The organism is Pseudomonas sp. A014 (assembly GCF_052378495.1).
Lineage (GTDB): Bacteria > Pseudomonadota > Gammaproteobacteria > Pseudomonadales > Pseudomonadaceae > Aquipseudomonas > Aquipseudomonas machongensis.
In genome coordinates this window covers 656,706-669,488 of record NZ_CP199001.1, presented here as the reverse complement: position 1 = coordinate 669,488, position 12,783 = coordinate 656,706, and the positions used below count along the sequence as shown (strand labels likewise).

Genomic DNA, 12,783 nt, shown 5'->3' with positions numbered 1-12,783 from the left:
GCGGCACTGAAAAAAGCAGCAGCCCGCTGCGACAAACGGCCCGCGCGGCGTCAATCGCATTCTGGGTTTCCCACGACGCGCGACGCTCATGTATGCTAGGCCGTTCACTCTCATCGACACCGGAGTGCCGGACGCAGCGAGGTTGCGCTGCCTGGAAACAAGGTCTCTTCACTCTCAGCAAAAGTAGCCATGCACGAACAATACCAGCCCCGTGATTTAGAAGCCGCCGCCCAGAACTTCTGGGACGAGCAACAATCGTTCGCTGTCACCGAACAGCAAGGCAAGGATACTTACTATTGCCTATCGATGTTCCCGTACCCGAGCGGCAAGCTACACATGGGCCACGTGCGCAACTACACCATCGGCGACGTCATTGCCCGCTACCAGCGCATGCTGGGCAAGAATGTCCTGCAGCCGATGGGCTGGGATGCCTTCGGCATGCCGGCGGAAAACGCGGCGATGAAGAACAACGTCGCCCCGGCCAAGTGGACCTACGAAAACATCGAATACATGAAGACCCAGCTCAAGAGCCTGGGTCTGGCCTTCGACTGGTCGCGTGAAGTCACCACCTGCAAGCCGGACTACTACCGCTGGGAGCAGTGGCTGTTCACCCGCCTGTTCGAAAAAGGCGTGATCTATCGCAAGAACGGGACCGTGAACTGGGACCCGGCCGACCAGACCGTGCTGGCCAACGAGCAGGTCATCGATGGCCGCGGCTGGCGTTCTGGCGCGCTGATCGAGAAGCGCGAAATCCCGATGTACTACTTCCGCATCACCGACTACGCCGACGAGCTGCTGGAAAGCCTCGACGAGCTGCCGGGCTGGCCCGAGCAGGTCAAGACCATGCAGCGCAACTGGATCGGCAAGTCGCGTGGCATGGAAGTGCAATTCCCCTACGACCAGGCGAGCATCGGTCACGAGGGCGCGCTGAAGGTCTTCACCACGCGCCCCGACACTCTGATGGGCGCCACCTACGTCGCCGTCGCCGCCGAGCACCCGCTGGCCACCCAGGCCGCCCAGGGCAACCCGGCGCTGCAAGCATTCATCGACGAATGCAAGAGCGGCAGCGTGGCCGAGGCCGACATGGCCACGCAAGAGAAGAAAGGCATGGCCACCTCGCTGCTGGTCGAGCACCCGCTCACCGGCGAGAAGCTGCCGGTCTGGGTCGCCAACTACGTGCTGATGCACTACGGCGATGGCGCGGTGATGGCTGTTCCGGCCCATGACGAGCGCGACTTCGAGTTCGCTCAAAAGTACAACCTGCCGGTCAAGGCCGTGGTGCGCACCAGCGCTGGCGACGAAGTCGGCAGCGAATGGCTGGCCGCCTATGGCGAGCACGGCCAACTGATCAACTCCGGCGAGTTCGACGGCCTGGACTTCTCCGGCGCCTTCGACGCCATCGAAGCCGCGCTGATCCGCAAGGACCTCGGCAAGTCGCGCACCCAGTTCCGCCTGCGCGACTGGGGCATCAGCCGCCAGCGCTACTGGGGCTGCCCGATCCCGATCATCCACTGCCCGTCCTGCGGCGACGTGCCGGTGCCGGAAGACCAGCTCCCGGTCGTGCTGCCAGAGAACGTGGTGCCGGACGGCGCTGGCTCGCCACTGGCGCGCATGCCCGAGTTCTATGAGTGCACCTGCCCGAAATGCGGCACCGCGGCCAAGCGCGAAACCGACACCATGGACACCTTCGTCGAATCGTCCTGGTACTTCGCCCGCTACGCCTCGCCCAACTACGAGGGTGGCCTGGTCGACCCGAAAGCGGCCAACCACTGGCTGCCGGTCGACCAATACATCGGCGGTATCGAACACGCCATCCTGCACCTGCTTTACGCACGCTTCTTCCACAAGCTGATGCGCGACGAAGGCCTGGTCACCTCGAACGAGCCGTTCAAGAACCTGCTGACCCAAGGCATGGTCGTCGCCGAAACCTACTACCGCGTCGCCAGCAACGGCGGCCGTGACTGGTTCAACCCGGCCGACGTCGAGGTCGAGCGCGATGCCAAGGCCAAGATCATCGGCGCACGCCTGAAGACCGACGGCCTGCCGGTGGAAATCGGCGGCACCGAGAAGATGTCGAAGTCGAAGAACAACGGCGTCGACCCGCAGGCCATGATCGACGCCTACGGCGCCGACACCTGCCGTCTGTTCATGATGTTCGCCTCGCCGCCCGACATGAGCCTGGAGTGGTCCGACTCCGGTGTCGAAGGCGCGAGCCGCTTCCTGCGCCGCGTCTGGCGCCTGGCTCACGGCCATGTTGCCCAGGGCCTGCCAGGCAAGCTGGACATCGCCGCCCTGGACGACGCACAGAAGGTCATCCGCCGCGGCATCCACGCAGCAATCAAGCAAGCCAGCACCGACGTGGGTCAGTTCCACAAGTTCAACACTGCCATCGCCCAGGTGATGACCCTGATGAACATCCTGGAAAAGGCCCCGCAAGCCAGCGAACAGGATCGCGCCCTGCTGCAGGAAGGCCTGGAGGCCGTCACCCTGTTGCTGGCGCCGATCACCCCGCACCTCTCTCACGCACTGTGGAAGGAACTGGGCCACACCCAGGCGGTGATCGATGCTGGCTGGCCGGCGGTCGACGAAAGCGCGCTGGTACAGGACACCATCACCCTGGTGGTCCAGGTCAACGGCAAGCTGCGTGGCCAGGTCGAAATGCCCGCTGCCGCCAGCCGCGAGGAAATCGAAGCCGCCGCCCGTAACAACGACAATGTCCTGCGCTTCCTCGATGGCCTGACCATCCGCAAGGTCATCGTGGTACCGGGCAAACTGGTCAACATCGTCGCCAACTGATGGCAACGCCCGCCCCTTAGACGCGGGGCGGGCGGAACAGGCCCACAAGGGAGCAACAACATGATCAAACGCAATCTGCTGGTAATAGGCCTGGCCGCCGTGCTCAGCGCCTGCGGTTTCCAGCTGCGCGGTACCGGCACCAACGAAATTGCCCTCAAGGAGCTGGACCTCGGTGCACGTAACGCCTACGGCGAGACCGTCACCCAACTGCGCCAGACCCTGCAGAACAGTGGCGTCAAGGTCCAGGCCGGCGCGCCCTACAAACTGGTACTGACCAACGAGCAGGACAGCCAGCGCGCGGCGACCTACTCCGGCGGTAGCCGCTCTGCTGAATACGAGCTGACCACCGTGCTGAACTACGAGGTTCAGGGTCAGAACGATGCAGTACTGCTCGCAGACAAGCTGGAAGTACGCAAGATCTATGTCTACGACGGCAACAACATCACCGGCTCCACCCAGGAAGCCACTCAGGTTCGCCAGGAAATGCGTCGCGACCTGGTGCAGGGCATGATGGTCCGCCTGCAGCAGCTTACCCCGGAGCACCTGGCGCACCTTCAGCGCAAGGCTGACGAGCGTGCCCGCGCCGAAGCCGAAGCCCTGAAAGAGGCCCAGCGCATCCAGGACAACACGCCCCAGCAATCGCCGCTGGAAGTCCCGGCCCATTGAGCCTGAACGGGGCACCGCTGGTGCCCCGCCCATCCCATGAAGCTTTCTCCCGCCCAACTCAACAAGCACCTGCAAGGCACACTGGCCCCGGTCTATGTGGTCAGTGGCGACGATCCGCTGCTGTGTCAGGAAGCCGCCGACGCCATTCGCGCCGCCGCGCGCCAGCAGGGCTTCGATGAACGCCAGGTGTTCAGCGCCGATGCCAATTTCGACTGGGGCAGCCTGCTGCTGGCCGGTGCCAGCCTGTCGTTGTTCGCCCAACGTCGTCTGCTGGAGTTACGCCTGCCGTCGGGCAAACCCGGCGACAAGGGCGCTGCCGCGCTCATGGAGTATTGCGCCAACCCTGCCGAAGACACGCTGCTGCTGGTCAGCCTGCCCAAGCTCGACGGTAGCGCGCAGAAGACCAAGTGGGGCAAGGCCATCATCGAAGGCGAACACTGCCAGTTCATCCAGATCTGGCCGGTGGACGCCCAGCAATTGCCGCAATGGATCAACCAGCGCCTGTCCCAGGCCGGGCTGTCGGCACAGCGCGATGCCGTCGACCTGATCGCCGCACGGGTCGAGGGCAACCTGCTGGCGGCCGCCCAGGAGATCGAGAAACTCAAGCTGCTCGCCGAGGGCAACCAGATCACCGTCGAGACCGTCCAGGCCGCCGTCGCCGACAGCGCCCGCTTCGATGTCTTCGGCCTGGTCGATGCCATCCTCAACGGCGAGGCCGGACATGCCCTGCGCATGCTCGAAGGGCTGCGTGGCGAGGGGGTCGAGCCGCCGGTCATTCTGTGGGCGCTGGCCCGCGAGCTGCGCCTGCTGGCGGGGCTGGCCCAGCAGTTCAGCCAGGGTGTACCGCTGGACAAGGCCTTCAGCCAGGCGCGCCCGCCAGTGTGGGACAAACGCCGTCCTCTGGTCAGCAAAGCACTGCAGCGCCTGTCAGCGCAACGTTGGGCGCAACTGCTGCAGGATGCCCAACGCATCGACGCACAGATCAAAGGCCAGGCCGAGGGTTCGCCGTGGACCGGGCTGTCGCGGCTGTCGCTGTTGATGGCCGGGCAGCGTCTGGCACTGCCTTCGGAATAATTGGGACTACTGTAGGAGCGGGCTTGCCCACGAACCAGGCAACGCGGTGAGTGGCACCGGCTGCGCCGGTGTTCGCGGGCGAGCCTGCTCCCACAGGGGTGTCACAGGTCGTCACTCAACGTCAATACACACAATCAATTGGCTCCCCGTTCGCCTAGGCCATAAAGTCCGCCCCCAAGTTCATCCAACCTGGGAACCCGCCATGAGCAAGAAGCCGAAAAAACACGGCCCCAACAAGGCCAAGTCGATCATCGCCCAACCCCTGTTCCGCTGCCGCCAGGAACGACCGGAAAAGGGCAAGGGCAGCTACCGCCGCGAAGCCTTCCAATCGAGAGATTGGGAGGCTTCTTGCTTTCTGGCCGCCTGAAAAAGGCGCAGGCATGATATGGTCGGCACCTGAACTGCAAAACTGGATCTGTGCATGTCCTTCAGTCTTTCCCAGCGCTGGCGCACCCGCCAGCTGATCGCGGCCTCCAGCTTCATCCTGCTCGTCGCCTGCGCGGAAAAACCCACCGCTGCCGACGCCCTGCCGCTGGCCCCTGCCCAGCCCGCTCCGAACGTTACCCTGCCCGGCACCGCTACTGACGCAAGCAGCGAAATCCAACCGTTGCAGACCTTCGCCCAATGGCAGGCAGGCTTCCGCCAACAAGCGCTGCAAGCTGGTATCAGCCCAAGCACCTTCGACCGTGCATTCGTTGGCGTGACGCCCGACATGGACGTGATCAAGGCCGATCGCAGCCAGCCTGAGTTCTCCCGCCCGGTCTGGGAATATCTCGACGGTGCGTTGTCGCCCCTGCGCGTGCGCAACGGCAAGAAACTGCTGGAACAGCACGCCGAGCTACTCGGCCGTATCGAGCAACGTTATGGCGTCGACCGCCAGGTACTGGTTGCCGTATGGGGCATGGAGAGCAATTTCGGACAGTTCCAGGGCAACAAGTCGGTGATTCGCTCGCTGGCCACCCTGGCCTATGAGGGCCGCCGCCCGACCTTCGCCCAGGACCAATTGATCGCAGCCATGCAGATTCTGCAGAACGGCGATATCCAGCCCGAGGCCATGCGCGGCTCCTGGGCCGGTGCAATGGGACAGACCCAGTTCATCCCTACCACCTACAACACCCACGCGGTGGACTTCGACGGCGATGGCCGCCGCGACATCTGGAACAGCACGGCAGACGCCCTGGCCTCCACCGCGCACTACCTGCAAAGCTCGGGCTGGAAGCGTGGCCAGCCTTGGGGTTTCGAGGTTCAGGTGCCGGCAGACTTCGATTACTGGCTGGCAGACGGCGCCCAACGCAAGTCGGTCAGCGAATGGTTGAGCCTGGGTGTGACACTGCCGACCGGTACCCAACTGCCCAGCGGCAGCAACCAGCTCTCGGCAGCGCTATTGCTTCCAGCAGGCGCACGCGGACCGGCATTCCTGGTACTGGACAACTTCCGCGCAATCCTGAAGTACAACAATTCCTCGTCCTACGCGCTGGCGGTAAGCCTGCTGGGTGATCGCTTCTCGGGCTGGGGTTTCATTGCCGGTTCGTGGCCGAAGGACGACCTGCCACTGAGCCGCAGCGAGCGCATGGAGCTGCAGAACCTGCTCAATGCCAGCGGGCACGAAGCCGGTAACGCCGATGGCATCATCGGTGCCAACACCCGCAAAGCCATTCGCAATGCTCAGCAGGCCCAAGGCTGGCCGGCTGATGGGTATCCGACGCACAAGCTGCTCGATAGCCTGCGGCCCTAGAGAGTAGTGGGGCTGCTTGTGCAGCCCCTATAGCTTCAGGCTGTGAACAACGCCTGCTCCAGCACAAGCTTCTGTGCATCACTGTCCAGCCGCACCTGCGCCCCCAGCGGCAGGCAGACATTCGGATCACAGTGTCCACTGCGCCATCCTGCCAGTACCGGCACCTCAAGCGGCCCGAATACGTCTCTGAGCAATGGCGCCAACGCCGTCACCGTGATCCCCGCAAAGTCTCCCACCAGCACACCCTTGACCCCCTCCAGTGTGCCAGCCAGACGCAACTGGGTCAGCAGGCGGTCCACCCGGTACAGGGGCTCGTTGACGTCCTCGATGAACAGGATGCTGCCATGGGTATCGATCTGCGCCAAGGTGCCTTGAGTCGCCCCAAGCATCGACAGGTTGCCACCCACCAACCGCCCGCTGGCGACACCACGGACCACGGTCGTCAGGCCAAACGCCGCCGGATGCTCGATGACATCGCCTCGCCCGAGCTGCCCCTGCAATTGCTGGAACAACGAACTGACGGTCGGCTCGAGCTTGGCACCGAGCAGGTCGGCATTGAGCATCCCGCCATGGAAGGTGAGCAACCCGGCATGGCGCTGGATTGCCGTGTGCAGGGCGGTGATGTCGCTGTAGCCGATCAAGGGTTTGGGGTGGCGACGAATCAGCTCGAAATCCAGCCGATCAAGCAGCCGCATGCTGCCATAGCCACCTCGCATGCACAGGATCGCGTCGATCCGAGGGTCAGCGAAGGCGTCGTGCAGGTCACGCACGCGTTGCTCGTCACTGCCTGCCAGGTAGCCGTCGGCCTGTAGCGCGCCCGGGTAGATGCGGCAACGCAAGCCGCGCTGCTCGAACCATTGACGCGCCTTGCCCACATCCAGCCGTGCAGGCCCCGCTGGCGCGACAATTGCGAAGCAGGCGTTGCCGGGCAATGCCCTGGGCAGGCTGAAGACCGGGGTTTCAAGACAGTTCATCGTGCGATTCCTTGCATATGAGGGCTGGCCACTCTAACGGGGGTAATGAAGGACGCACATAGGCAGCGCTGCCCCGGAAAACAAAAATGCCGATGCCGCCTTCCGGCGTGCATCGGCATGTTCAGCTCAGCCCCGATCAGAGCTTGATCTTGGCTTCGTGAGCCTGCTGGTCGGCGTGGTAGGACGAGCGCACCAGCGGGCCGGAGGCCACGTTCTTGAAGCCCATCTTGTAGCCTTCCTCGGCGAACCAGGCGAAGGTGTCGGGGTGCACGAAACGCTGCACCGGCAAGTGGCTGCGCGACGGCTGCAGGTACTGGCCGAGGGTCAGCATGTCGATGTCATGCTCGCGCATGCGGTGCATCACCTCGATGACCTCCTCGTCGGTCTCGCCCAGGCCGAGCATCAGGCCCGACTTGGTGGGGACGTGCGGCACCAGTTGCTTGAACTTCTGCAGCAAGTCCAGCGACCAGTCGTAGTCCGACCCAGGACGCGCGGCCTTGTACAGACGCGGCACGGTCTCGAGGTTGTGGTTGAACACATCAGGCGGCGTTTGCGCGGTGATTTCCAGCGCTACGTCCATACGCCCGCGGTAGTCCGGTACCAGGGTTTCCAACTGCACGCCTGGGGACAGGGCGCGGATTTCGCGGATGCAATCGGCAAAGTGCTGGGCACCACCATCACGCAGGTCGTCGCGGTCTACCGAGGTGATCACCACGTACTTCAGGCGCAAATCGGCAATGGCGACCGCCAGGTTCTTCGGCTCATCGAGGTCCAGCGGCTTCGGACGACCATGGCCAACGTCGCAGAACGGGCAGCGACGGGTGCAGATATCACCCATGATCATGAAGGTCGCGGTACCACCGGAGAAGCACTCGCCCAGGTTAGGGCAGGATGCCTCTTCGCAGACGCTGTGCAGCTTGTGCTTGCGCAGCAGTTGCTTGATGCGGTCGACTTCCGGCGAAACCGGGATGCGCACGCGGATCCAGTCGGGTTTCTTCGGCAGTTCGTCGGTGGGGATGATTTTCACCGGGATGCGCGCGACCTTATCGGCGCCACGCAGCTTGACCCCGGCTTCCACTTTCTTGGGGGCAGGGCGTGGGGTGACGTCTTGCGTCGCGATCAGGTTCGGCACGGCTTCTTGCACAGTTGTCATAATCAGTCGATTCCGCCCGTGAGGGTCGTCTGCTCAGCATAGTCGAGGTGCCTGACCAGCTGTCCACGCAGCCTTGTCCTGACCTCGTCAAGTTCGATCGGGCCTGCCAGGTCGCGCAGCTGGGTCATGGCCAGCCCCGCATACCCGCAGGGGTTGATTCGGCGGAATGGCGCAAGGTCCATGTCCACGTTCAGGGCAAGGCCGTGGAACGAGCGGCCGTTGCGGATTCGAAGGCCAAGTGACGCGATCTTCGCGCCATCGACATAGACGCCAGGGGCGTCGGGCTTGGCCAGCGCCTGCACGCCGTAGCTGGCGAGCAGTTCGATGAGCGTACGCTCGATGCGGCTGACCAGCTCGCGCACGCCAAAACCCAGGCGACGCACGTCCAGCAGCAGGTAGGCGACCAACTGGCCGGGGCCGTGGTAGGTGACCTGACCGCCGCGGTCGGTCTGCACCACCGGGATATCGCCCGGTATCAGCAGATGCTCGGCCTTGCCGGCCTGGCCCTGGGTGAAGACCGCGGGATGCTCGACCAGCCAGACTTCGTCCGGGCTGTCCGGGCCGCGCTGCTCGGTAAAGCGACGCATGGCTTCCAGCACCGGTTCATAGGGCTGCAGGCCAAGATCGCGAAAACCGAGGGACGCGGGCATCACAGTACCATTTTCACGATGCCGGTGGCACGCAGGGCACTGTTGATGTCGTGCAGCTGGTTCTCGCTCTCGGCGACGATGTGCAGCTGTACCGTAGTGTATTTGCCTTCCTTGCTCTGGCGCTCGGCCAGGGTGGACAGGTCGACCTTGGCGTGCTTGCTCAGGACCTCGATGACCATGTCCTTGAAGCCGACAACGGTATCGCCGATGACCTTGATCGGGTAATCGGCGCAGGGGAATTCGATTTTGTGCGACTTGACGTCAGCTTCGCTCATGGCGCGTACGCCCTCGTAAGGCGTGGCAACAACAATGCCCCCGAGCGGTTGCGCGGGGGCATGGCCGGTCACGTATCAGTTGAACAAACCGTAGAAGAACAGGCGGATGCTATCCCACATACGGCGGAAGAAACCACCTTCCTCGACGCCATCCAGGGCGATCAGGTCGGCGCTGTGCACCACTTTCTCGTCCAGTTTGACTTCCACTTTACCGATCACGTCACCTCTGGCGATCGGAGCGGTCAGCTGCGGGTTCATGGTCATCGAAGCCTGGAGGCGTTTCAATTGGCCTTTAGGCATGGTCATGGTCAGGTCGTTGGCCAGACCCGCCTTGACTTGAGCGGTGGCGCCCTTCCAGACCGGCGCCTGAGTCAGCTCGGTACCCTTCTGGTAGAAGGTCTGGGTTTCGAAGAAGCGGAAACCGTAGGTCAGCAGCTTCTGCGTTTCGGCGGCACGGGCCTGCTCGCTGTTGGTGCCGAACACCACCGCGATCAGACGCTGGCCATCGCGAACGGCCGAGGCCACCATGCAGTAGCCGGCTTCCTCGGTGTGACCGGTCTTCAGACCGTCGACGGTCTTGTCGCGCCACAGCAGCAGGTTGCGGTTAGGCTGCTTGATGTTGTTCCAGTAGAACTCTTTCTGCGAGTAGATCGCGTAGTGCGCGGGATCTTCGTTGATGATCGCACGCGCCAGCAGGGCCATGTCGTGGGCCGAGGAATAGTGCTCAGGGTTCGGCAGGCCGGTCGGGTTCATGAAGTGCGAATTGGACATGCCCAGGTCGGCGGCAGTCTTGTTCATCATGTCGGCGAAGGCGTCTTCACTGCCGGCGATGTGCTCGGAAAGGGCTACCGAGGCATCGTTGCCCGACTGGATGATGATGCCGTGCAGCAGATCGCTGACGGTCACCTGGCTGCCGACCTTGATGAACATGCGCGAACCGCCGGTACGCCAGGCGTTCTCGCTGACGGTCACCGGGTCGTTCTCGCCGATCTGGCCACGACGGATGTCGAGGGTGGCGATGTAGGCGGTCATCAGCTTGGTCAGGCTGGCTGGCGGCAGGCGCTCGTCACCGTTGTTCTCGACCAGCACGTTGCCGCTGGACGCATCCATGAGTACATAGGACTTGGCTGCCAACTGCGGAGGTGCTGGCATCATCTGCTCGGCTGCAAAGGCAGCGGGCACGATCAGCAGCAGTACGGGCAGGCAAAGTCGTTTGGCAAGGTTGGTGATGTTCATCCGTCTCTCGTAAATCGCTAATGGTCTGATGTTCCGTGGGGAGACCACGGCGTTTCAGTCTGCTTCGGGGCTGGCGGACAGCCCATGCCCCAAGGGGCAAAACCGCCATTGTACATGGCCGGACCTGGCAATTCATGAACAAACCGACAGGTCGGCATCGTCTTGCTCACGGGCAAACCCGCGCCGGAAGGTACTGCGCTTTCAGTCTGCTGTGACCAGCTTGGCCTGCCCCAGGTTCGCCAGGCGAATGCTGTCCTGCGCCTGCTGGATTTCACCCTGGCTGCTGATCGGCCCCAAACGTACCCGGTGCAGCGTTTGCTGGTTGCGCACGATGGAACTGATGAACACCGGCGCACTGACCATGGTGCTCAACTTCGAACGCAACAGCTCGGCGGCGTCCGGGTTGGCGAAGGCGCCGACCTGAAGGAAGCTGCCGCCGCTGTTGCCCGGTACGTTGTTGCCGGCCACCTGCACCGGCACCACGGGAGCAGCGTGCTGCTGCGGCGGCGGGGTCCATTGTTCGACACGCCCGGTGCTGGCGGGGATCGGCTGCGCCTGGGCGACCTGCGGCTCCTTGAGCATCAATGGCGGCTGCTGGCCCTTCTGCGCCCACCACTGCTGCGGGTCGATGCCTTCGACGCGCACATGGGCGGTGCCGATTTCGGCGTAACCGAGCTTCTTCGCCGCGGCGTACGACAAGTCAATGATGCGATCCGAATAGAATGGCCCGCGGTCGTTGACCCGCAGGATCACGCTGCGGCCGTTGGCCAGGTTGGTCACCCGCACATAGGCCGGCAGCGGCAGGGTCTTGTGCGCCGCGCTCATGCCGTAGAGGTCGTAAAGCTCACCGTTGGCGGTGTTCTGCCCGTGGAACTTGGTGCCGTACCACGACGCCGTGCCCTCGGCGCGGTAGTTGCGCGAGTCCTGCATCGGGTAATAGGTTTTGCCCAGCACGGTGTACGGGTTGGCCTTGTAGTTGCCGGTGTGCACGGTCGGGGTAGCGTCGGGAATCTTGTTGACGTCCACGTCCCACCAGGGTGCACCGTCCTTGTGGGCACGGTTGATGTCCAGGCCCGGCTGCGAGCGAACGGTGTTGCCGCCCCCCTGCGAGGTCGGACGGCTGGAAGAACAGCTGACCAGCAATACGCCGATGGCGGCGCAAGTCAGCAACTTGAAGGTATTGGCTTTGAACAATTCGCGCATTACTTGACGCCCCGTGCCTGGACCAGCTGTTGCGAGAGCTGATGCACCGCCATGGCATACATCACGCTGCGGTTGTAACGCGTGATCGCGTAGAAGTTCTTCAGGCCCATCCAGTATTCGGGGCCGTTGTCGCCTTCGAGCCGGAACGCCGTGACCGGCAGATCATCGCGCAGCGCATCATGACTCGACCAGCCCAGCGCTCGCAACTCCCCGACCGTCTTCACAGGCTCGATGCCAGCGGTCAGGCCCTCGTCGACACGCGCACCGCTGACCTGGGCCCGGCTGACCACGGGCTGCCCGGCAACCCAGCCGTGGCGCTTGAAATAGCTGGCCACACTACCGATGGCATCATCCGGGTTGTTCCAGATATTGATGTGGCCGTCGCCGTCGAAATCCACGGCGTAATTGCGAAAACTGCTCGGCATGAACTGCGGCAGGCCCATGGCGCCAGCATAGGACCCCTTGAGCGTGAGCGGGTCGAGTTGCTCCTCACGCGCCAGCAAGAGGAACTCTCGCAGCTCCTTGCGGAAGAATTCGGCTCGCGGCGGGTAGTCGAAGCCCAGCGTCGACAAGGCATCGATGACCCGGTAGTTGCCGGTATTGCGGCCAAAGAAGGTTTCCACGCCAATGATCGCGACGATGTACTGGGCCGGCACGCCGTATTCCTGCTCGGCGCGGGCCAGCACGACTTCGTGCTGGCGCCAGAAGTCGACACCGCGAGCGATGCGCGCATCGGTGATGAACATCGGGCGGTAGTCCTTCCAGGGCTTGACCCGCTCGGCCGGACGCGAGATCGCGTCGAGGATCGCCTGCTTGCGCTGCACCTCGCGGAATACACCCATCAGTTGCTCGCCGGCAAAGCCGTAGTCGCGGGTCATTTCGCCAACGAATTCGGCCACCTTGGGCGAGCCGTCATAGTCGCCGGCATTGGCCTGCTGGACAGCGCCGAGCAGCCCCATCGCGCCGATCCACGGCATACAACGGGCAGCCCAGCCACGCACTGCTTGCATGAAATTCTTCA

At 63.5% G+C, this 12,783-nt stretch carries 12 protein-coding genes; 5 read left to right on the top strand and 7 right to left on the bottom strand.

Annotation, left to right across the window (positions count from 1 at the left end; translation table 11 throughout):
* Positions 1 to 189 precede the first annotated feature (189 nt).
* From leuS to ACTYOL_RS03160, 5 genes are all read left to right on the top strand, one after another.
* Positions 190 to 2,796: a leucine--tRNA ligase gene (leuS, locus tag ACTYOL_RS03180; protein ID WP_444757527.1), complete on the top strand. Its 2,607-nt coding sequence runs from the start codon at positions 190 to 192 to the stop codon at positions 2,794 to 2,796.
* 60 nt (positions 2,797 to 2,856) lie between these two features.
* A complete protein-coding gene (locus ACTYOL_RS03175) occupies positions 2,857 to 3,462 on the top strand; it encodes an LPS-assembly lipoprotein LptE (RefSeq protein WP_054892819.1) in 606 nt (201 codons plus the stop codon).
* A gap of 36 nt (positions 3,463 to 3,498) precedes the next feature.
* Positions 3,499 to 4,536 (top strand): DNA polymerase III subunit delta, encoded by a 1,038-nt coding sequence (gene holA / locus ACTYOL_RS03170; protein ID WP_112897242.1) that lies wholly within the window; start codon positions 3,499 to 3,501, stop codon positions 4,534 to 4,536.
* 202 nt (positions 4,537 to 4,738) lie between these two features.
* A complete protein-coding gene (gene arfA, locus ACTYOL_RS03165) occupies positions 4,739 to 4,903 on the top strand; it encodes an alternative ribosome rescue factor ArfA (protein ID WP_039580593.1) in 165 nt (54 codons plus the stop codon).
* 54 nt (positions 4,904 to 4,957) lie between these two features.
* Entirely contained in the window at positions 4,958 to 6,271 is a 1,314-nt protein-coding gene (locus ACTYOL_RS03160; RefSeq protein WP_444757526.1) for a lytic murein transglycosylase, read from the top strand.
* A gap of 35 nt (positions 6,272 to 6,306) precedes the next feature.
* Here the strand turns inward: ACTYOL_RS03160 and ACTYOL_RS03155 are convergent, their stop codons facing one another.
* The 7 genes from ACTYOL_RS03155 to mltB all read right to left on the bottom strand — a co-directional run bounded on the left by ACTYOL_RS03155 (position 6,307) and on the right by mltB (position 12,772).
* Positions 6,307 to 7,245 carry a S66 peptidase family protein gene (locus tag ACTYOL_RS03155; RefSeq protein WP_200603689.1) on the bottom strand — a complete coding sequence of 313 codons (939 nt, stop codon included), beginning with the start codon at positions 7,243 to 7,245 and terminating at the stop codon, positions 6,307 to 6,309.
* 136 nt (positions 7,246 to 7,381) lie between these two features.
* Entirely contained in the window at positions 7,382 to 8,398 is a 1,017-nt protein-coding gene (gene lipA / locus ACTYOL_RS03150; protein ID WP_063542599.1) for a lipoyl synthase, read from the bottom strand.
* Positions 8,399 to 8,400: 2 nt separating this feature from the next.
* Positions 8,401 to 9,048, bottom strand: coding sequence for a lipoyl(octanoyl) transferase LipB (gene lipB, locus ACTYOL_RS03145; RefSeq protein ID WP_197892053.1), 648 nt, complete (start codon positions 9,046 to 9,048; stop codon positions 8,401 to 8,403).
* Positions 9,048 to 9,323 (bottom strand): DUF493 domain-containing protein, encoded by a 276-nt coding sequence (locus ACTYOL_RS03140; protein ID WP_054892813.1) that lies wholly within the window; start codon positions 9,321 to 9,323, stop codon positions 9,048 to 9,050. The genes lipB and ACTYOL_RS03140 overlap by 1 nt, the downstream gene beginning before the upstream one ends.
* 75 nt (positions 9,324 to 9,398) lie before the next feature.
* Positions 9,399 to 10,559: a D-alanyl-D-alanine carboxypeptidase family protein gene (locus ACTYOL_RS03135; protein ID WP_444757525.1), complete on the bottom strand. Its 1,161-nt coding sequence runs from the start codon at positions 10,557 to 10,559 to the stop codon at positions 9,399 to 9,401.
* A gap of 201 nt (positions 10,560 to 10,760) precedes the next feature.
* Positions 10,761 to 11,762 (bottom strand): septal ring lytic transglycosylase RlpA family protein, encoded by a 1,002-nt coding sequence (locus ACTYOL_RS03130; RefSeq protein WP_065861514.1) that lies wholly within the window; start codon positions 11,760 to 11,762, stop codon positions 10,761 to 10,763.
* Entirely contained in the window at positions 11,762 to 12,772 is a 1,011-nt protein-coding gene (gene mltB / locus ACTYOL_RS03125; RefSeq protein ID WP_197892051.1) for a lytic murein transglycosylase B, read from the bottom strand. Before mltB ends, ACTYOL_RS03130 begins: the two co-directional genes overlap by 1 nt.
* Between the last annotated feature and the right edge of the window lie 11 nt (positions 12,773 to 12,783).